This window comes from Pseudomonas tehranensis (genome assembly GCF_014268615.1).
Taxonomy (GTDB): domain Bacteria; phylum Pseudomonadota; class Gammaproteobacteria; order Pseudomonadales; family Pseudomonadaceae; genus Aquipseudomonas; species Aquipseudomonas tehranensis.
In genome coordinates this window covers 70,009-88,428 of sequence record NZ_JABWQV010000003.1, presented here as the reverse complement: position 1 = coordinate 88,428, position 18,420 = coordinate 70,009, and the positions used below count along the sequence as shown (strand labels likewise).

29 protein-coding genes are annotated in these 18,420 nt (G+C 58.8%); 2 read left to right on the top strand and 27 right to left on the bottom strand.

What is annotated here, in order from left to right; translation table 11 throughout:
* Nucleotides 1-11: 11 nt before the first annotated feature.
* The 16 genes from HU811_RS02190 to HU811_RS02115 form a co-directional block, all read right to left on the bottom strand.
* Nucleotides 12-335 carry a DUF1799 domain-containing protein gene (locus HU811_RS02190; protein ID WP_186653700.1) on the bottom strand — a complete coding sequence of 108 codons (324 nt, stop codon included), beginning with the start codon at nucleotides 333-335 and terminating at the stop codon, nucleotides 12-14.
* The gene (locus tag HU811_RS02185) at nucleotides 332-715 is read right to left on the bottom strand and encodes a phage tail assembly chaperone (protein ID WP_186653657.1); all 384 of its coding nucleotides are present in this window, start codon (nucleotides 713-715) and stop codon (nucleotides 332-334) included. Before HU811_RS02185 ends, HU811_RS02190 begins: the two co-directional genes overlap by 4 nt.
* 9 nt (nucleotides 716-724) lie before the next feature.
* The gene (locus HU811_RS02180) at nucleotides 725-1,372 is read right to left on the bottom strand and encodes a phage tail protein (RefSeq protein ID WP_186653655.1); all 648 of its coding nucleotides are present in this window, start codon (nucleotides 1,370-1,372) and stop codon (nucleotides 725-727) included.
* Between the two features lie 69 nt (nucleotides 1,373-1,441).
* On the bottom strand, nucleotides 1,442-1,858 hold the full coding sequence (locus tag HU811_RS02175; protein WP_186653652.1) for a phage tail terminator-like protein: 417 nt from the start codon (nucleotides 1,856-1,858) through the stop codon (nucleotides 1,442-1,444).
* The gene (locus tag HU811_RS02170) at nucleotides 1,855-2,511 is read right to left on the bottom strand and encodes a hypothetical protein (protein ID WP_186653649.1); all 657 of its coding nucleotides are present in this window, start codon (nucleotides 2,509-2,511) and stop codon (nucleotides 1,855-1,857) included. The genes HU811_RS02175 and HU811_RS02170 overlap by 4 nt, the downstream gene beginning before the upstream one ends.
* A gap of 1 nt (nucleotide 2,512) precedes the next feature.
* Nucleotides 2,513-2,902, bottom strand: a complete 390-nt coding sequence (locus tag HU811_RS02165) for a hypothetical protein (RefSeq protein WP_186653646.1) — start codon at nucleotides 2,900-2,902, stop codon at nucleotides 2,513-2,515.
* Nucleotides 2,903-2,904: 2 nt separating this feature from the next.
* Nucleotides 2,905-3,282 carry a hypothetical protein gene (locus HU811_RS02160; protein WP_186653644.1) on the bottom strand — a complete coding sequence of 126 codons (378 nt, stop codon included), beginning with the start codon at nucleotides 3,280-3,282 and terminating at the stop codon, nucleotides 2,905-2,907.
* Between the two features lie 10 nt (nucleotides 3,283-3,292).
* A complete protein-coding gene (locus tag HU811_RS02155) occupies nucleotides 3,293-3,730 on the bottom strand; it encodes a HeH/LEM domain-containing protein (protein WP_186653642.1) in 438 nt (145 codons plus the stop codon).
* A gap of 51 nt (nucleotides 3,731-3,781) precedes the next feature.
* A complete protein-coding gene (locus tag HU811_RS02150) occupies nucleotides 3,782-4,759 on the bottom strand; it encodes a phage coat protein (protein WP_186653640.1) in 978 nt (325 codons plus the stop codon).
* A gap of 3 nt (nucleotides 4,760-4,762) precedes the next feature.
* Nucleotides 4,763-5,500 carry a hypothetical protein gene (locus tag HU811_RS02145; protein WP_186653639.1) on the bottom strand — a complete coding sequence of 246 codons (738 nt, stop codon included), beginning with the start codon at nucleotides 5,498-5,500 and terminating at the stop codon, nucleotides 4,763-4,765.
* Nucleotides 5,501-5,584: 84 nt separating this feature from the next.
* A complete protein-coding gene (locus HU811_RS02140) occupies nucleotides 5,585-6,070 on the bottom strand; it encodes a DnaT-like ssDNA-binding protein (RefSeq protein ID WP_186653638.1) in 486 nt (161 codons plus the stop codon).
* Nucleotides 6,071-6,087: 17 nt separating this feature from the next.
* Nucleotides 6,088-7,173 carry a minor capsid protein gene (locus HU811_RS02135; protein WP_186653699.1) on the bottom strand — a complete coding sequence of 362 codons (1,086 nt, stop codon included), beginning with the start codon at nucleotides 7,171-7,173 and terminating at the stop codon, nucleotides 6,088-6,090.
* Nucleotides 7,109-8,569: a DUF4055 domain-containing protein gene (locus HU811_RS02130; RefSeq protein ID WP_186653636.1), complete on the bottom strand. Its 1,461-nt coding sequence runs from the start codon at nucleotides 8,567-8,569 to the stop codon at nucleotides 7,109-7,111. Before HU811_RS02130 ends, HU811_RS02135 begins: the two co-directional genes overlap by 65 nt.
* Nucleotides 8,569-9,888, bottom strand: a complete 1,320-nt coding sequence (locus HU811_RS02125; protein ID WP_186653633.1) for a phage terminase large subunit family protein — start codon at nucleotides 9,886-9,888, stop codon at nucleotides 8,569-8,571. The genes HU811_RS02130 and HU811_RS02125 overlap by 1 nt, the downstream gene beginning before the upstream one ends.
* Nucleotides 9,863-10,336: a DUF2280 domain-containing protein gene (locus HU811_RS02120; protein WP_186653631.1), complete on the bottom strand. Its 474-nt coding sequence runs from the start codon at nucleotides 10,334-10,336 to the stop codon at nucleotides 9,863-9,865. The genes HU811_RS02125 and HU811_RS02120 overlap by 26 nt, the downstream gene beginning before the upstream one ends.
* 32 nt (nucleotides 10,337-10,368) lie before the next feature.
* Nucleotides 10,369-10,992, bottom strand: coding sequence for a putative metallopeptidase (locus HU811_RS02115; RefSeq protein ID WP_186653629.1), 624 nt, complete (start codon nucleotides 10,990-10,992; stop codon nucleotides 10,369-10,371).
* A gap of 115 nt (nucleotides 10,993-11,107) precedes the next feature.
* On the opposite strand from HU811_RS02115, the gene HU811_RS02110 reads away from it, so the two are divergent.
* On the top strand, nucleotides 11,108-11,395 hold the full coding sequence (locus HU811_RS02110) for a hypothetical protein (RefSeq protein ID WP_186653627.1): 288 nt from the start codon (nucleotides 11,108-11,110) through the stop codon (nucleotides 11,393-11,395).
* A gap of 73 nt (nucleotides 11,396-11,468) precedes the next feature.
* On the opposite strand, the gene HU811_RS02105 is transcribed toward HU811_RS02110, so the two are convergent.
* The gene (locus HU811_RS02105) at nucleotides 11,469-11,966 is read right to left on the bottom strand and encodes a hypothetical protein (RefSeq protein ID WP_186653625.1); all 498 of its coding nucleotides are present in this window, start codon (nucleotides 11,964-11,966) and stop codon (nucleotides 11,469-11,471) included.
* 327 nt (nucleotides 11,967-12,293) lie between these two features.
* On the opposite strand from HU811_RS02105, the gene HU811_RS02100 reads away from it, so the two are divergent.
* Nucleotides 12,294-12,653 (top strand): hypothetical protein, encoded by a 360-nt coding sequence (locus HU811_RS02100; protein WP_186653623.1) that lies wholly within the window; start codon nucleotides 12,294-12,296, stop codon nucleotides 12,651-12,653.
* Between the two features lie 72 nt (nucleotides 12,654-12,725).
* On the opposite strand, the gene HU811_RS02095 is transcribed toward HU811_RS02100, so the two are convergent.
* The 10 genes from HU811_RS02095 to HU811_RS02050 all read right to left on the bottom strand — a co-directional run bounded on the left by HU811_RS02095 (nucleotide 12,726) and on the right by HU811_RS02050 (nucleotide 18,420).
* A complete protein-coding gene (locus HU811_RS02095; protein ID WP_186653620.1) occupies nucleotides 12,726-12,956 on the bottom strand; it encodes an Acb2/Tad1 domain-containing protein in 231 nt (76 codons plus the stop codon).
* 59 nt (nucleotides 12,957-13,015) lie between these two features.
* On the bottom strand, nucleotides 13,016-13,360 hold the full coding sequence (locus tag HU811_RS02090; RefSeq protein WP_186653618.1) for a hypothetical protein: 345 nt from the start codon (nucleotides 13,358-13,360) through the stop codon (nucleotides 13,016-13,018).
* Nucleotides 13,357-13,686 (bottom strand): MFS transporter, encoded by a 330-nt coding sequence (locus tag HU811_RS02085; protein WP_186653615.1) that lies wholly within the window; start codon nucleotides 13,684-13,686, stop codon nucleotides 13,357-13,359. The genes HU811_RS02090 and HU811_RS02085 overlap by 4 nt, the downstream gene beginning before the upstream one ends.
* 188 nt (nucleotides 13,687-13,874) lie before the next feature.
* Nucleotides 13,875-14,216, bottom strand: coding sequence for a hypothetical protein (locus HU811_RS02080; RefSeq protein WP_186653612.1), 342 nt, complete (start codon nucleotides 14,214-14,216; stop codon nucleotides 13,875-13,877).
* 158 nt (nucleotides 14,217-14,374) lie between these two features.
* Complete coding sequence (locus tag HU811_RS02075) at nucleotides 14,375-15,052, bottom strand: bacteriophage antitermination protein Q (protein ID WP_186653609.1); 678 nt, start codon at nucleotides 15,050-15,052, stop codon at nucleotides 14,375-14,377.
* Nucleotides 15,049-15,657: a recombination protein NinG gene (locus HU811_RS02070; RefSeq protein ID WP_186653607.1), complete on the bottom strand. Its 609-nt coding sequence runs from the start codon at nucleotides 15,655-15,657 to the stop codon at nucleotides 15,049-15,051. Before HU811_RS02070 ends, HU811_RS02075 begins: the two co-directional genes overlap by 4 nt.
* Nucleotides 15,654-16,124, bottom strand: coding sequence for a NinB/YbcN family protein (locus tag HU811_RS02065; protein ID WP_186653604.1), 471 nt, complete (start codon nucleotides 16,122-16,124; stop codon nucleotides 15,654-15,656). Before HU811_RS02065 ends, HU811_RS02070 begins: the two co-directional genes overlap by 4 nt.
* A gap of 265 nt (nucleotides 16,125-16,389) precedes the next feature.
* Nucleotides 16,390-16,728 (bottom strand): hypothetical protein, encoded by a 339-nt coding sequence (locus HU811_RS02060; protein ID WP_186653602.1) that lies wholly within the window; start codon nucleotides 16,726-16,728, stop codon nucleotides 16,390-16,392.
* Complete coding sequence (locus tag HU811_RS02055) at nucleotides 16,725-17,522, bottom strand: hypothetical protein (RefSeq protein WP_186653600.1); 798 nt, start codon at nucleotides 17,520-17,522, stop codon at nucleotides 16,725-16,727. Before HU811_RS02055 ends, HU811_RS02060 begins: the two co-directional genes overlap by 4 nt.
* On the bottom strand, nucleotides 17,509-18,420 hold the full coding sequence (locus tag HU811_RS02050) for a helix-turn-helix domain-containing protein (RefSeq protein WP_186653597.1): 912 nt from the start codon (nucleotides 18,418-18,420) through the stop codon (nucleotides 17,509-17,511). The genes HU811_RS02055 and HU811_RS02050 overlap by 14 nt, the downstream gene beginning before the upstream one ends.

The window sequence follows — 18,420 nt, the reverse complement described above, 5'->3', positions numbered from 1 at the left end:
AGTGCCCGTTGTTACGGGCGGTTGTCACGCATGTCAGCCATAACCGCGATAGCTTCCGATTCCATCACGCGGAGATCCTGAAAAACTGTCTGCCGCTGGTTCGCCGGCACTCCAACCAGGCGCATCACACTGGGGAGCACGCCGTAATCAAGGCCGGTCGCGCCGCACGCGCCGGTGCGCCATTGAGTGCCCATGGCGTCCATGACGAGGAACGAATACCAGGCGTCCGGCCAGACCTCGAACGTCTCGTCATAGTCTTCAGGGGAGAATCCGAATACCGCTAGTTGTTCGGCGGTAGCGGCTGGCTCGTAGAGCGCCCGGGCGGCGGCCGTCAGTTTCCCAGGCGGGCCTTGCCGAAGGCATCGCTGTAGGCCTTTACCACCGCATCCGAAACACCGATGCAGCTCTTCACCAGGGCGGTGATGGATTCGTCGTTGAGCTTGTCGCTGAAACCCCAGGCAACAACCAAAGCCCGGATCTGATCAACACCTTGCTCGACTTCTGCTTCGGTGATCTGCGAAATGGTGGGCTCAGTGCCCTTGAAGCTCTCGTTGAGGGCTTCGGCTTTCGCGCTCCAGGCGTCGAACAGTTCTGCCAGGGCGGTTCGATCTCGGTACTGGAACGTGAACGGCACCATGACTGGCTTGCCGCCCACCTGGGGAATAGCTACATCAACCGTGAAGGTCGGCTTTGGCGCGATAGAGAACTTTGCCATAAGGCCTCCTTAGGCGTTGTAGCGCATTGGTCGGGACGCGAACGACAGAGTGATGGTCCGGGTCATGATGTTGTTCCGGCTCAGCGTAGGGGTCGCGGTGATCGACACATACGCGTAGTAGAGAATGGTCGAGCCGGACGGGAGATTTGCGCGAATCAGCCGCGGTTCCTTGTCTTCGTCCGCAGCCTCAACGACCGCTACGAATGCCTGGGTGGGGTCGTCTGCAACCGGCAGCGTCATGCTGCTGGCCGATTTGGTGGTCGGGAGTTGACGGTCGTCGTCATCCTCCAGGAAGCCGTAGGTCAGGAATTGCTGGTCGCCACCATTTGCCGCCGGCTCAGTGATCTGAGCGATCTGGGTCCAGCCAGAAGCGGAACGGACAGAGCCGGCGCCCGAACCTGCTGGGAAACTCTTGACGTTGGTAGTGTTGATCCCTTCCGCGGCGAAGTCGCCGACGTCGGAGTCAATGACCCGAGCCGGACGGCCGTTGAGTTTCGCCCAGCCCGAGTCAACGACGATGATGTCGCCATCGGCCAGACCGTGGGCCGCCGCCGTCAACACGGCCGGATTTGTGTTGGTGATCGCTGTGAAAGGCGTTGCGACACTCATCACGCTCGCGATTTCAAAAGTAGTGCCGTTGGGAATAGAAACGCTCATGGGTTTTCCTCTGTGCAGAAATGACAAAACCCGCTCGATGGCGGGTTTCGGGGTTGCCCAACGGGCGGATTAAGTCGTGTCGGCTCGGTACTGGAAGGACACCGGCAAAGTGAAGGCTGTGTCCTCGGTCTGCTCAGGGCCTGGCTCGACCGGAGTCATAATCAGGGCTGTGATCCCGTCGCGAACAAGCCGATCATTCAGCGGGTACAGCGCAGCGAGCTCATCAGCAATCGTCTCTGCGCCGGCGGGACCATTACCGGTCGGCGTCACGATGGTGATTTGAAACAGCCCGGTGTAGAGCCGATGCGCGCCGGCCAGGTCGTTGCTGTCGGTCCCGGCGGGAAGCAGGAACGCCCTCAGGTACGTTTCACCGTTGTTTGGGGTAAATGGCACGTTCTGGTAGGCGACGCGCAGCGTCGGCGTTCGAGCGGATGCCCAGGCCTTCAGGCGCGATTCCAGCAACGCGCGGATTATCTTGTGGCTCATACCTGATTGTTCCTGATGGCCTCCAGCACGATCTGCTGGAAGCGGGCCACGGTGATACGGACCATGCCGCCCGGGGCTTGGGTCGAATGCCCGAACTCAAGCGGGATCGCGTACGGCAGATTGTTCACAATGAAGGCTGTCTGCCCCGCCTTGAACTCAATCGCACCATTGACCAGTCGGGCCATGGTGGCCTCGCCTGTCGGGTCCGGTTGAATTCGAAAACTGTTATCCGGTGAGCCAATCGAGAAATTCCAGTTTCCGCGGAATCGCCCGCCCACATAGTCCTTGCCGGCGACCAGTCCGTTCACGTTGAAGTTCTGGTCGCGCTCGGCCTTTGTCAGGGGCTTGGCATATTTGACGCCGCGCTTCAGCTTTCCAGCCTTGGTGAAGTTGCTGTCGGTCAGATTGATGACGGTGTTTCGAACGGCAACCTTGAAATCATAGTCATCAGCCGCCTGAGTATTGGCCTGCCGATGAGCGACGTTCGCCGCCCAGATTTCCGGGTTGCCGACCGGTGACATACGGATAACGCTGCTACCGATCTCGATGATGATCTCTCGCAGACTGGCATCGATGGCTTCGGTTGCTTGCTGGGCGAATTCCGCCAGGCTCAGGGCGAAGCTGCCGGACTGGCCTGTTCCGCGATTTGCCATATCAAACCCTCAACTGAACGGTCCAGGTTGCACCCGCGGGATCCTGGCTAACGTTCAGGGCTCGCTTGCCACCGATGACATCGCCAATTTCAGGCGTCGCCACGGTGGCGGTCGGAACGCCAAGCAGCGTGATGAATAATTCGTTCTGCAGGATGGTGAGCTTCTGGTCGGTCGTCTGGATCAACGTCCCGTCGATTTCCTTGCTGAGGTAGCTGCCGAAAATGCCACGCCCTGCATAGTTTGTGATGACTTCAGGGATGGTTCCGGTTTCAGGGTCATATTCGCCCTGGACTTTCCGAACCCCGACTACAGGCTTCACGGCATCGGCCAGGCCATCCGGGTCGTCAAACGCCTCGGCCAGTTCCGACTGGATCTCTTCGCGCATCCCCATGGTTAGATCCTTTTCAGCATCATCACGCCTGAGCGCTTGATCCAAGGCGCCAGAAGCGCCAGGGCGAAGTTCACGCCCGCCGACTGATCGGTAGAGCCGGCCACGTAGGTTTTGCTGACCGAGGTGCCAGACTGAGCCGATACCGTCTTGCTTTGCACTTCCTTCTGCGTGGACGTGTACAACTTGCCCGCCGCCGCCTCTTTCGCGACCTGAGCGCCAGCAAGCTTGATGGCTTCGGGGGTCGGATCGGCAACAGGTCGATTAATCTTGGCCGTGAGCCAGGCATTGGCCATGGTCACAGCAAGGACCGGATCACCGGTGCCGGCCCAGCCAGGACCCAGCAGGGTGTCAACCTCGGCAACGGTGATGAAATCGGTCATGTGCTTGCCCTTATTCCTTAGGCACCAAGGCCTGCAGGTCTTCTTTCAGCGCGGTGGACTCGAAGGCGATGCCCTTGCTGGTGAGCCACTCTTTCAACTCCGGGACCTTCATTTTCAGAGGGTCAGTTTCAGGCGGAACCTGCTCAGCCCTCAACGCTTCCGCGATTTCCTCGGGAGTGCTGCGCGAGGCATAGCCTTCGGGAGGATAGGCGCTCGCCTTGTAGCCGGCGGCGATGAACTCGGCGACCGTTGGGCTGTCTTCACGCAAGAGGGGGGCCTTGCCGTCAGTTACGATGATCCCGGCGCGCTTGTAAGCCTCGATGATGTTCGGCTTGTCACCATCAACCACCACCTCCTTGGCCCCACCAATGACGCCGAAGAACTGGTCGAGCAGGCGATAACAGACCCCGGACTCGTTGCCCGGCTTGTCGGTGTAGATAATCTTCATGACTCTCTCCAGATCGGCCAGGGCGCAATCAAGCGCCCCGCCGAGGCTGAGTTACGGGGTAACGGTGCCGCTGATCACGGCGGCGAAAGGGACCTGCTTGCGGTCGAAGACGCGCTCCCAGTTGGCTGCGGCCGCGTACTGGGTCGCGGTCGGGCTGAGGTTGCGATTCTCGCTGCCTTTCCAGCTAAAGCCAGCAGGCTGCAAGATCATGGTCTTACGCTCCCACAGGACCTCGGCGCCACCACCGTTACCGCCGGAAGGCTTCCGCTCCAGTTCAACAGGGTTTGCCGGATTTCCCTCGCCGTAGCCGAAGGCGCCTTGACCGAAGAACACGGACAGGTACTGACCGGGACCGTAAACCAGGCTGTCATCCATGAACACCGGCTTGCCCAGATAGGTCGCCAGGATGATCTTGCCATCGGAATCACGCAGGTACTCGATGAGGTCCTGCTTGACCATCTGGTTCATCACTACCGAATGAACGCCGATGGCCGAGAACACGTCAGCAGCATCACCAGAAGTGAACGCAGCGTCCTGGAACGCACCGGCGCTGATGGTCGCACCGGCATCAACCACCATGTCACCTGCGTCGTTGGCGATGTTCGAGGCGATGATGCCGCGAGCCGCGCCCAGCAGGTAACGCTGCCAGCGGCGAGTCCAGTAGGTGCCGAAGCGATTGCGAATGTGCTGCATCGGCTCGGTACGCGCCAGCTCCGTGGTCAAGTCAGCAACGCCGTAGCCTTTGTTGAGGTACAGCGTGCGCGCACGCATGCTGCCCTGCTCGGCCTTGCCGACTTCGCCCAGGTCGTCTGGATCATCGTTCGAGATGTTCGGCTCTTCGTCTGCGTCGAGATCCTGCCAATAGGCAATCTCGGCAGTACCCTGGCCGTTCGATGCGATGGCATCCAGTTCGGGAGATTTAACAATGATGCCGGATTCGAAAACGGCGGTCTTTTCTGGCGAATTAACCGGCGCCAGATCGGCGTAATAGTCGCTGACGAAGATGTCAGCAAGTTGCGTGGTGGCCATGGATTAGGTTCCTTGAGTGGCTTTGAGTCGCTTGTATGCTTCGGGGTTGTCTCGGGCCAGCGCGGCGCGCTCTTGCTCGGTGTGCTCCCCCCACTTTTTGGTAGCCTTGCCACCGTTGTCACCGGTCTGCCCGGTACCCTGAGCCCTTGGCCAGAGGTGTGTTGCTGTTTCACGCAGCGACTCCGCCCATTCGAGCGGCGACAAAGGCGTTTTGCCGTCCTTGCCGTAGATGACCTCGCCATCACGGTCAGTGGCGATCGCCTCGCCGTCTTCACTGAGTTTGAAAGTGCCCCGGGCGCGCAGGATGATGTCCTCTGCGGCCTCGGGGAGCGCTCCGGCCTTGATGGCGGCTGCGCGGATGGAATCGGCCAAGACTTTGTCGCTGTACTTGGCGGCGAAGGCCTCGGCCTTATCGGCACGCTCTTTCTGAGCGGCCAACTGCTTGTCGTAGTCGGTGCGCAGGCGCTCGGTGCGACGGGTGATGACCTCGTCGAGCTTGCCTTCCGCGATCAGCTTGGTCTCTTCATCCTGGCCGACCTTGTTCAGCAAGCCCTTCACCGCATCGATGTCCAGGCCTTCGAACTGGGTTTTGAAGCCTTCCAGCTCCGTTTTGGTCGTTTTGAGCGAGCCAAGCAGCTCGGTGTTTTTGTTCTTGAGGCCTTGTGTCGCTGCTTCCACTGCGGCAGCAATGGCGGTTTTGACTGCTGGGTCTTCAAGATCAATCTGGTTTTCGTCTGCCACTTGGTGCACCCCTTGGGTTTGGTCGGCCCGCTTTGCGGGCATAAAAAAACCGCCCATTGGGCGGCTTGGTGTGAATTCTGTGTTTTATCGGACTATCGAAAGCCCGCGCATCACCAGGTAATCGGCAAACTGCGTCCTGCTCGGTGCATACGGTGGAGGTCGAAGCATGGCGCCAGGGTTGCCGCGCAGCAATGCCACGCGCTCCCCGTCTTTCTCGGTGCCGAAGGCAGGCTCAGGAATGCCGAACCCGTTATCCGCTGCGTACAGCTCTACTGCCAGCCGGAGTTGACCCCATTCAATTTCGAACGGGACAAACGTTTCAGACAGAATTTCCATTCCAACCCTGCACTGCCGCCGGGGCCAGGCCATCGCCTGCGCGTCTCGCGTCTTGGCGCCCTTCCATTCCATGGCGTTCATGTCGGCAGCAGCACGCAACAGCAAGGCCTTCTGCTCGTTTTCAGTAGCAGGAAGCGGGAAGCCATAGTAATTGCGGTAGAAGACCAGCTTCTCCAACGGCACAAAGCTGTTTGCGTCCGGTCTTCCTGTTCCATCTTCGACGATGACAAGCATAGGTAGGCTCAGCTTGATTAAGCGCCGAGTGTAACGCCTGCTCGGGTGAACATGTCAGGCTCGAGTTCCTTGAGTTGAGCCAGGGTCAGCGGCTTGAATGACTTGTCGAGCTGCAGTTTGGCGAACTTTTCCGGCGTCAGGCCGCCGTTGCGAAACAACTTGCCGCGTACCGGCCCCAAGGCATGATCCTGAAAGCTCGCTGGTTGCGTTGCCAGCCACTCGTAATAGTTCAGGCTTGCGTCGACCTGGGCCCCGCCGTGGTCGCCAACCGAGGCGCGCGTGGCATCCTTGGCGAACATCTCCGAAATCCGGGTTGTCGGTACCGTCGTCGACCGGCAGTTGATATGCGCCGGCGGCAGCGGTCCTTTGCCAAGATCGAAGCGCATGCCATCCAGGCCCTTGCATTGCTGCGAGGTCTTGCGGTCCAGCGTCGACACCCAGCGATAACCCAGCACCACGTCCCTATTCGCCTTAAGTGTCTCCATCCGTGCGGTGGTGGCCACGTGCTGGATCGCCGTTTGCACCACGGCGGCCGCATTGCGATTGCTCACTGCGAGAATGCCGTCGGTGAAGTTCTGCGCCGCGGTACCGCGAATCGCCTGGATGATTTGGGCGTTCGTCTGACCTTGGCCGAAGCCCAAGCGGATGGTGTTCGTCACCCGCATCGTTTCGGTTCTGGTCCAGCCACTCAAGAAGCTCTTCAGCAGCTTGCCGCCGTTTACCCCCTTCACCTGCAAAGGGTAAGAGAACACCGCAGCGCGGATCGCCGTATTTGTCGGGACCACGGCATCAATCGACAGCGCATTGCTCAGGCTATTGGCCTCGAAGGTCGCCTCATACAGCGCGATATCAACCAGATCTGCCTGCACCAGATTGCTGTAGGCCTTGTAGATCTCCAACAGCTTGCCATCCACCCGGGACAGGAACTGCTCAAGTCGGTCTCGGCTGTAGGTGGTCAGCTCCTTGCGGGTCAGTTGCTCGCGCACCAGCTTGTCGATCTGGCGCAGGTACTTCTCGAACTTCTTGACCTCGCCGGCCTTAAGCCGCTCGATCATCACCGAGTGACGTGTCGTCTGCTCCAGTAGCTGGCTGTCCGCCTGCATCAAGCTTGTCGTCGGCATCGTCTTTGTCCAAGTTGATGCCGGCCGATTCGCGCTCGTCGCTGATCAGTTCGGCCTCTTCGTCGTATGGGCGTTCCGGCAGCTTGCCGGTGGTGAGGTACTGCCAGTAGGTGTCGGCGCTGATTGTCCCCGCCATGACGCCCTTGTGCAGTTCGGCCAAGACCTGGGCATCAACTTCAGGCATCACGAATTCAGGCTTCACCTTGAACGTGATCTGATCCGGGTCGTAACCCGTCCACTCGGCGGCGTACCGCAATGCCTGCTCCACCGCTTCTGCCACCGTGATGACAATGCTGTGCAGCGTGGCGTGCTGGTCGTTCTGGCGAGTTTTACGAGCCTCCCCTGACTCAGTGCCGCCCACGTCCATGACCTTGGCGCCAGCTTCAAGAGCGGCGTTCTTCTGGTCGTCCATGGCCGTGCGAACAGCTTCAATGCCAGCCCCCTGGAACTCCAGATAGCCGCACTTGCCATTCGGGCCGAGATCCCACGCTGCCGATGGACCGGTCACGCTCAGCTCTACCGAGTCATCAAGCCCAGAAACCCAAGGTTGTGGGTGACTGGTCTGATGCAGCGCGGTGAAGTAGTCAGCGCTGAGTTGGTAGGACTTCAGGGCGGCCCGCGCCATCGTCAGCAGCGGCACCTCGTCCACTTCAGGCGAGTTGTCGGTCGAGCCGCAGTAGATCACCGGCAAGTAATACAGACCTTTGATCAGCCGGGCATCAGCACCAGTGGTGCCAAGCGGTCTCAGCTCCTCGATAACCGCGCCGTCTTCCCCCAGCACTTCGCTGTGGCAGACGTTGTCGATCATCTTGAAGACGCGGTAGACCATCTTGCTGTCGTGGTCGTACTCATCCTCCTTGTTGTCGCGGAACTCTCGAAACACGGAAAGGATCAGGTCCTGCCGGCCGCCCTGGCTGCCCACCTTCCAGTTGATGGCGTTGCGAGTGGCATAGGTCGAGAAATACGGCTCGCCACCCTCATCAATATTGACTACCAGCGGCACCCGGCCATGGGAAATAGCCTGGCGAACCATTCGAAAGAACAGTTGCTTGAGGCCGAAGCCGTCAGATGTGGCGTTTTCCTCCAGCCCCTGCATGCCAGATGGAAGCTTGATCTCGGGAATCAACCGCGATACCAGTCCCATCATCGAACGCAACGCATCGCGGACCCAGTGTTCGTACTGAGCCCTGGCCGTGTAGTTCTCGTAGAGATACTTGTTGCCCACGCCGTCGAGCTTTTCAGCTTCGGTCATGCCGCTGGGCTTAGGCAAGTTGCGCTCGTTACGCTTGACGGCGCACTCGCCCTCGAGCGCATCGTCCATCATTTTCCACTCGGCGATGTGCGCGTCGTAGTCGGGGTTTGTCGATTGCACTGGCATCAGGCCAAGCCTCCAATTCGGCGTGTTCCGCCTGTGCGTGTCTTGATCGGGTAGCGCTTGGCAATGAAGTAGCCGGGCGCATCCACCAGGTGGTCATATCCGGCCTTCTTGTCGGGCTCGCCCTTATCCGTGTAGATCTGGCGTTCCAGGCACTGCGTGTATTTCGGACACTGGTCGACGTTGACCAAGTAGCGATGCTCGCCGTATGTGTTGGCGAACATTGCGCACATGGCGTTGACCCGGTCCTTCACCGCGGGGTTTGTCGTGTCCACGATAACGGTGAAGCCGGCCTTCTTCAGTAGTGACAGGTCCGACTCGCTTGCGCTCTTGCTGCTGGTGTTCTGGCCGCTGGCGTCCGGGTAGATCGCAATGCTGTGATCAGGAAACCGAAGCTTGATCTTCTCGATCATCTCGGGCGTGTCGCGCACCTCCGAGAACTCGCTGAGCGCCAGGGGCAGATCGTCACGAATGACGTGCACCACGGCCGCCATCTTCATAACGTTGAAGTCCATGCCGATGTGTAGCGCCTCACCGCGCTTAATCGTCTCGCTGGTGCGGTTCGCCTCACGGTTGAACGTGTAGTAGACGACGCCCTGGTAGTTCTCAAAGCTGCCCTCATACTCTTGCCGGAACGTCCGGGGATCCATCTTGCGACGGGCAGCCTCGATTTCTTCCGGCGGAACGTTGCCACCATCGAGTGAGGTGTAAAGCCAGCTACGGTGGTCAGGCTCATGTCCTGGCTTACCGTCTTGAAACGTGTCGTAGCAGTGGTTGAATCCTTTTGGTGTGCCAATGCGCAGTGCATGACCGCCCTTTCGAACCTCGCCGTTCGGGAGCGTGTAGGTGCAGGTCGACAGCATCGGCCGGATGACTTCTTCCCAAGCGGCGTATTTGCAGTCGGCCCATTCGTCCACAAGGATGAAGAACAGACCTGAACCTCGCAGATCGTCGTAGTTCTCCAGACCGACACACCGGAGTAAGTGACCGCTCTTCAGCGTGATCAACATGTCCGTTTCGTTCGGCTTGGTCGCCAGCCAAGATTTCGGGATGGCCTGTTTCAGCCTGCGCCAGAAAACCCGACGGGCCTGCTTCTGCGTCGGCGCGGCGTACCAGATTTCATCCTCGACGCTGACGTTCCAGGCAGCAGCGAGCTTTGCGGCCCGGCGCATCTCAGCCTTGCCGAGGAAAGTCTTACCGAACCGGCGACCGCACACCGCATCGCGAAAGCGCGCCTCAGGCTGGAAGCCCCAGCAATAAATGTTCGCCTGCTTTGGCGTCAGTGCGACCAGCCCATCAGAGGTACGGGCTGGTAGGGACATCTTCGTCAGGCCTCAACACATATTCAGCGGCAGGTTCGGCACCCGCCTCTGATCCGGGGGGTTTGATTGGTTCAAGGCGGCGATTCACGAAGACGTCACCCACCTCCTTGGCGGCCTGCTCCAGCAGCTGGGCAGTCAGCGCCATGTTCTTCATGTTCTCGGCTTTCTCAGCCATGCGCCCAAGCGTGCGGAGGCGAAACGCACGGTTGGCAATCGGTATGTCCGCGGTCTCTTCGCGGAAACGCTTTCGGGCAGCATGGAATAGCTCTACCCACTTCGCGCCAAGCCCCTGCCCTGCATACTTAGTCGGGTCGTGCGATTCACACTGCTGACGACTGATCTCTATGCCGAATTCCGTCTTGACCGCTGCCACCACCTGAGATGGCGTATCAAAGCAGGCAAGTGCCTGAACAATGAAGGCTTTGACCTCGCTTCGTAGTACTGCCATATGGGGTTCATCCGTCAAAACCTGTCACAGAATCAGGCCAACTTGAGCAGACAGGTTCCGCAGGCCCTCGATATTTTCAGTTTCCCCACCTCAGCAGGTTTGTTTGCAGCGTCCACCAACGCTTGAACGTCAGGGCTTGCACCGTAGCGGCGGACGACACCGACGAACTCTTCAACGTCGTGTCCGCGCATCTCAAGCTTGGGCAAGCCTTCCTGGGTGAACTTGGGTGCGCCGTACTGATCCTTCGCCTGGGCGATGTGGTACAGCTCATGTTCAACCAGCGCACAGAAGTCGGCATCGCTGCATTGGGCACAGTAGTCAGCAGCCAGGGTGATGATGTAGGCCGGCACATCGCCGAACCAATCGCGCATTTGTTGCTCCATCCGGGCCTTCTGCCAACCTCCAGCGCGGAACGCTACCTGCTCGGCCTGGCCCAGGACTGTGCGGCCCTGCTTTTCGAATGCTGACGATGCCCACATGACCCGCACGTCGGCGTCGATCAGGTGAGCATGGTCTGGGTTGTGGATGCTACCGGTATTGGCAAGGATCTCGACTTGGAGCCATTCCCACACTTCGGGGGCGGGCGCCAAGCGGATGCCCATGTCGGTTAGCTCGGACAGTACAAGTAGTGACGCAGGAGGCATAGGCCTGTGCATTTGGAGTGCGTCCTGTGATCAAGCCACGCGAGCGCTAGAAACTACACGCAGTTGAGTGGCGGGCGTGATGCCAGAGTGCTTCAATCGAGCCGCACTTTAAAAAAGGAGATGTGCAATGGAGTTTCTTAAACCGCTCAGTATCTTTTCGCTGGGCTTTTACTCGGCAATCGGCGTAGCTGCGTTAATCGCCCTGTACTTTCTATTCTACGGAGCCCGCTGTGTAGATTCGTGGATGAAGCGCCAGCCAATGCCAACAGATCGTGTATGGGCCTATGTCGTCATTGCGGCACTTTTGGGGCTGTGCATCGGAAGCTTCGTACAGGGGTTTGCCGAAATTCATGCCGAATGTACAGCCTACGGTCAACCAGTGGGGCCGTGCATCTTAAAACGAATCAGTCCCTAGGATGTAACAGCCATCCGACTGGAAAGGCGCGTTCGATTGCCTCCCAGTCGGGTTGCTTCGTCATATCGAATCCCTAGCCTACTTCTTCATCGGCGACGTAATAGCCTTGGTCCGTAGCGATTGCATAAAGAGCGGACAGGGCCACCGTTACAACTCCATTGTCACGCTCGTTTGCCGAAATCGCTCGCATGCTGAAAATTGGATCAGCACCATCATCACTCACAACCTTGCCCTCACCCGATATTCGAACTGCCCACACCGGCTGGAATATGGCCTCCCCACCGGCTGCCGTGACAAGCTTCTCGAAGACATATCGAAGACCGATGTAACCGCCGCTCAAATAAACAACCGATACCGCCCGAGCCTCGCCAAACGGGGTGCTTACACGAAGCGTGATCCCGTCACTCCCTATTGCGGCAGATGTCCCCCACTGCTCTGTAGGAACCTCGCTATTGAGTAGTTCGTTGAGGCTTTTGCTCAAAGACGCTGCAAACGACTTCATCTGCCCGGCATGGAAAGCCGCATTCCTTGTCAAATCGAACTGAGTAGTTTGGATCGCTTCGAAACTCATACCAACCTCCTTTTAAATGAGGTTCGAGTATGCCCGGGCACCTGAGGCAGCGTCTCCCTACCAAGGTCTATGTAGGCGCCCAGGTAACCAAGATGTGCGTTCGTGGTAGGCAGCCAGAACTACGGGCTGCACTCATCTGCGGCACACCTACCTTCCCCCGGCATCCAGCAGCACATCAATCAACTGCTGCTCGGCCAGCTTCGCAACGCCATAGAGATTACTTGAGCCTGGTCAAGCCTTTTAGGAATAGGGTTGATATGGTTACGCTTTGGGCGTATGCAGTTACTCGCGGCGCCACATCCCTCCAACTTAACCGAGAGCCACCACATGCAAGAAAGCAACACGCAGATTGATCAGCAAAAGCTAACAAACTGTATTGCCAATTACTTTGCCGCCAGAATCGTGCTCAATGAACCGCGCCGCGCATCTAGCAATGAGCTTGACACCGCAAAGAAAACGCTCAAATTGACCCACGATAATCTTGTTTTCTTGGATTTTCTTCCGGATGAGTCCTTCTTCAAGGAGCTTTCGGAAGGAATGGATCGCCACCTAGAGATCATTAACGGCCAAGATGGCTGCATGCCTTTCAGCGACCGCGAGCGCTGCTTCACAGTACCAGGCTCAATCATCCAGTTTGTTCTCAGCAACTTTTACTCGACGTGGTTCCATAACTTGAACCGCGCCTGATGCCAACCCTGCAACAAATAACCGCGTTCGTGAGATTGGGCGAACGCTGAGCTACATTGTCTGGGAAGCGAATTAGACGAACGGGTCGGCTGGCTTGGCAATCGAGCGAACGAACCACATGAAGCCTTGTTGCAGGTTGGTCTTGGCCAGCGCCAGCAACCGAGGATCAACGCCTTCAATCTGTCCGATCTGCTTGAACAACTCTCCGGTGTCAGCCTCCAGAGCCTTGATCGAGTTCATGCCGTCGATTTCAGACTGAGTCAGGTCGCGGTAGCCGGTGATCTTCTTGTGCTGGTTATCCATGTTGCTCTCCTCGTCGCGTGTCGCGACACAATTTGCTGACTCGCGAAACGTGTCGCGAATTATTTGGTTCGGCGCTCGATCCCGCCCGGGGCCTTGTCACAGCCCATGCAGTGCTCGCAGTTCATATGCCGACAGAGCCAGCCCTTCACCCTCTGCCAGTACGTGACCATGAACAAGTGGCGGACACCGGCCAGAGCCAGGGCAATGTGCAGTGTCAAACCGGCAACGGTCGGCCCGAACAGAAAGCTGTTGTGCCCAGTGGTGACCACGTAGGCGCTGATGGCGATGGTCGAGTAGATCAGCTTACCAAGGATGCCGTCCCTTACTTTTCCACTCACCACGCACCAGAACGCCCACAAGGCAATGAAGCCGCAGGCGATGGAGTTGATCAGTTCGAGATTCATGGTGGATTGCCTCCCCCGAACCGCTGGCGGATGAATGCCCAGAGGTCAGCGGCTTTGATAGCCCGGGTGATTGCTGCAATGAGCGATCCGCCGAATGTTCCCAGGAGGAAACCGACACCGGCAACACTGCGCGGCTCGACCACACCGAAGTAAGAGCTGACCAGGCCTGTCAGGTAATGGGCACAGACCGCGCCGGAGAAAATGAAGATGGCCCAGGCCTTTCGGTCCACCAGGTCATCGCGGTGCCAGAAGCTGGCGGCAATCGCGCCAATCAGTCCGGCTAGTGCCCAGTCGAGCTTTTCGAACAGGCGATGAAGTAATTCCATGCGCTCGACTCCGACTGTGCATGATTGAATAAAAGGGCCGGTGTGAGCGGCCAAATGCTGGGGAGCAGCGGCGAATAGGTTAGCTCCAGCAGCACTCCCAGCTCAGAGCGAAGGGTGTGGCGGGGCTGAAAACAAAAAAGCCCCGCACAAGGCGAGGCTTTCATAAATCCTGTTGCCCTGCTTTGGCATCAGTAGTGCGGATCAATTTTATTGGAAACTATCCAACCAATGACCGCGCCAATTACTGTCCAGACTACATCGGCAAGGAAAAGCGCCTTTTGCGGAGGCACTTTCATAGCTTGCTCGAAAAGCAGTTTCGGCATCTCAGGATTGAAAATGGCATGGTAACCATGCGGAAAGAATGCCCAAAGCACCAGCAGAGCTAGCAGGGCCGCGATCCACTTACCGTCAGAGTAATTGCGCTTGTACCCTGCCAGGAGTGCAAAGGTTAAAACCCCGGCAATGATCCCGGTCATCGGAAACTGCGCGCCAAGCGCGCTGATCTGGTCAGCAATTCCACTAAGACTCATAAAGCCCCTCTATTTCAAACAACGGAAACAGAGGCTAATACTTTTCACCTGGCACAAAAAAGCCCGGCAGAACCCGGGCTTTCTTTAACGGTGTGCAGTTTCGCGTTACTTGTGCACTATGGGAAAAGTACGCGCAAAACCCCGTCATGTCAATATGATTATGCCGCCTCTTGATCTTTTTCCGAGTGAATCACCTGCCATAGTGGTTGCTGAGCCTGAATATCCACTTCCTTTATCACTTCTTTCAGGGATTCCCACAGGTCGAGCCAGTCACGCGTCCAGTTCTTCGGGTCGATGGTGACGCCGAAGAAGCTGTCCATCTCGGCAGCAACCCGCGCCGGTCCCCACTCGGCAGATCCGGCCACCTCCCCCTTGTACGATTGCAGGGCCAGGGTCACTAGGTACTGCGCTTTCACGCGCTTGGCCGATGTCAGGTCTGGCAGCGCGGCCTTGGCGGTGATCAGCAGTACCGCGTTCAGCAGGTGCTTCATGTTCATTGCCGGGTGATACAGGTAGTGCCCGAACTGCTGTACCTGGAACGGCAGTGTGTCGATGGCGCGCAACACCTTACCGATGGTGGCCAGGTGAGCGGCACGGGCAGTTGACCGGCCAGCAGGCGTGCGCCGCGTCTCGCTGATGCTGATCTTCTGGCGAACAACCTGGATGCGCTCCTCCTTGTCCTCCCCCAGCGCCGCGAACACCGCCTCGGCGCGGCGCATGCGCTGCCCCTTCTTGATCGGTGCCGACTGCGCCTTGTCGATAGCTACAGCGCTGATCGACGCGTTCGATTCGTGCTGAGCCTCTGTCCATACCTGACGTGCGTTGATCAGTTTCATGCTGCCTGCTCCTTCTTGAGTTCTCTGGTCTTGGCCCGGTATTCGGCCTTGATGGCCTTCAGATCGTCGGTGGTGTACTTGCGCACGCTCTGGTCAGATTCCAGGGCGTCGACCGCCTCCTGACCAATGCGCGCTATCAGGCCGATCCCGTAATCCACGGCATTGCCGGAGAGGAACCGGTTGTCCTGTTTGCTTTGGGCGTGGCAGTTGCGCTCGTCGAAGCGCAGGTGCGGCGCTGAGCCGACGCTGCGGTAGTGACCGGCATCTACCGCGTTACCGCTCCAGTCCAATGGCTTGCCGCTGGATATGCACAGGTAGCCGGCGGCCTGGTCCCTGGCGCGGATGTATGCGTTGAAGGCTTGCTGAGCCTCGCGCATGTGGTCACCGCGGGTCTTCAGCTTCTCCTTGCGGACCTTGATCTCCCAGCGCTCGACCTGGGCCAGGGACTTGCGGGCTTTCTCCTGGTTCGTTTTGTTGGTGGCGGCATCCAGAAGCGCGCACGCTGGGCTGCATACACGTTGTCCCAAACGCTGCGGGACGAATGAGGCCCTGCATGATTCAAGGCGGCATTTCTTCGGGCGGGGCTGCTTGGCTGGAAGGCTCACGCCGCCACCTCGCTCAGCAGGTCGGAGAACACCACGGCCTGGCCGATGAAGTAAGCCGCCATGCGGTCGGTGTACTGGATGCCCTGGGCGCGATTAAAAAGGCTGGTCACCGGGAATCCGTCAGGCCCGAACAGCTTGTGCTCGCCCATCAGGGCCAGCTTCTCCTCGTAGGGCAGATGGCGCATGACCCGGTACCAGGCCGCTTGGAAACCGGAATCCTCGTTGAGCAGGATCTGGACGCCGAAGTGGAGTTTGCAGTAACGGCGGGCGTCGGCCGGGTCGCCGATCTGGGTCATTTCGGAAATCCGCTTGTACATCGCGAACCACAGTGCGTTCTGGTCGAGCGTGCGGTCCTTGCCCGGGCGCAGGGAGACCACCACGAACTTCTTGTCGCGGTACATCGTGTTCAGTTTGGTGATGGCCTCGGATAGCTTGGCCTGACAGTTGACGGAGATTTTATCGGTCATGGTTGCACCCTCCGAAGGCCCGCAGCATTCACCCAGCGACGAACGTGCAGCTCGCAGCCACTTGTAAGGCAGACGCCATTTGCCATGCCAAGATGCGTTTTCGGCGTCCCGCAGCCACAATTGCATTTCGGCTTTCGGCCCGGACGCTTTGGCCGCAGCTCCATGTACCGGATGTGCTCGGCAAGTCCGCCAACCCGCCCCCAGCCAGATATTCCGCCGCGCATTGCAGCAGAACGAGCCGCTGGCGAAAGCTGATTCATGTCGGTCATGACTGCTCTCCCTGGCCCATGGCGGCGTCGATAGCTGAGTCCAGTCGATCACCAAACGGGCAGTCATATCCAAGCTTGATGGACTCCTTTGGATAGGTTGCGACAGCCATTTCAGAAATTGCCCAGTTCTGTTCGCGCAGCCACCGATAACGGTCGGCATCCTTGCGAAGCGTCTCGTTTTCGGCAAGCAGCTCTAGGGCCACCTCCTCCACGGTCTTCTCCCCGAGGAATTCACCCAGCGCCTCAGCGTTCAGCTTCCACTCCCCACAGTCGGCCTTCCAGGCGGCGACCTCAGCCCACAGCAGCTTCTGAAGTTTTTGTTTGTCGATGATCATTGCACCGGCCTCTTCTCTTCCAGTTCCTGGGCCTGCCGGATAAGCAGCGCCCGGCGATCCGCCAACTCGTTGGCCGCTTCGATCCGCATTTCTGTTTTCCTTTCGGCACTGGCCTTCCGCATTTCCAGCATCGAGCTCTTCACGTTCTCAAGTTTTTCGCGAAGCGCTGGAGCTGGACGAGCTACCGTTCCCGTGAGCAGCCCGGCAATGGCACGGCCGTCTTCACTGATCGGTTCCACGCTCAGGTCTGCCAAGTACTTCTGCCCGTGTTCGAGGGGGATGCGCTTCAACTCCATTGCCTTGGTGACAGCCTGGATGCGGCTGTTGGCGTCGAAACCCACGGAGACATGCCAGTTGACCGGTTTGGTTTCTTCCCGGGCCTGGGCGACGAAACGTTCGTAAGCGCTGATGAACGCCATCCGGGCACCGACTCTGTCGCCGGCGTCGAGGACAGGTTTCGCTGCAGCCAGGGCCAGCTGGATTTCGTCAGTCAGCACCACGGTTTCGAATTCATCGTTCGTGGTCATCGCGATGGCCCAGGCCTCGTCCTTGCCGGGCCGACTGTCGCTGGCCTGGACGCGCTGCAGGATGTCAGCCATAGCAAGCCTGCCTTTCACCTCGAAGCGGCACGCCTTCAGCGCGGCTTTGACGACAGGAACCGAGTAAGCGCAAAGGTCTTCGGCCATGATCGCCGCTGTACCAGGGTTCATCTCTTGGCCCATTGCCTCGGCCGTCGCGCAAATAGCGGCAGCCAGTCCGGCCACCTGCTGATCGTTCATTTCAGAGGTATTCATTGCGCTCCCCCGCTTGGCGCTTGGCCAAGACCATTTGCGCAGCCTGCTCGGCAGCGGAGACGTTCGCCTCGGTGCGCTCCATCTGGCGGGCTGTTGTTCCGTTGATGCGTTGACCGGTCACCCACTGGGTGTGGTAGCTCTCGGCGTTGGCCAGCAGCTCGTTGAGGCTGTGGCATTTGCGAAGGACTGCTGCATCGCTGGTTTTCAGGAAATTGGCGGCGACGTGATGGGCAACGTCGGCGCCGAGGCGGTCAACCAGCAGCGCCATCTGCTTCCCAGTCTTGGCGTTCCACACCGGCCAGGCGTTGTAGCGCTTGCGGTAGGCCATGGCGTAGTTGGCCCAGACTTTGAAGGTCTTGCAGGCCTGATCCTTCGGCCCCGGCATGTCGGCGGGAATCTCGACTCGTGGTTGCTGTTGAACGAATGGCACGACCTGTCCCGTCACGACCTTGGCGGTAGCCTGGGGCGTAATTGGTTCAATGACCGGTTCCATGACTGGTTCAAGAGAGTTACTGATTCTGGGTGCAACTGCTGCACCACCCCCTAGTGCAGGAGATTCACCAGGGGATGAACCTGCTGCACTACCCTGGTGAATCTGCTGCACTACCCCTGGTGCAGGAGGTGCACCACCATCGAGGGTGAGGAAGTAAACGTTTGACGAATTTCCTTTGGGGCCACCCTTCCGGATTTCCTTACGCAGCAGTCCCGCCTCACACAGGGCGGTGATGTGGTTCATGACAGAGCGCTTGCTGATCTCACACTGGTCGGCGATGTGCTGATAGGACGGCCAGCACTCGCCTACGTCGCTGGCGTTGTCGGCCAGCTTGATTAGCACCAACTTGCGCAATGGATTGCCGACGCGAAGTTTCATCGCGGCGACCATAAGGCCCATGCTCAT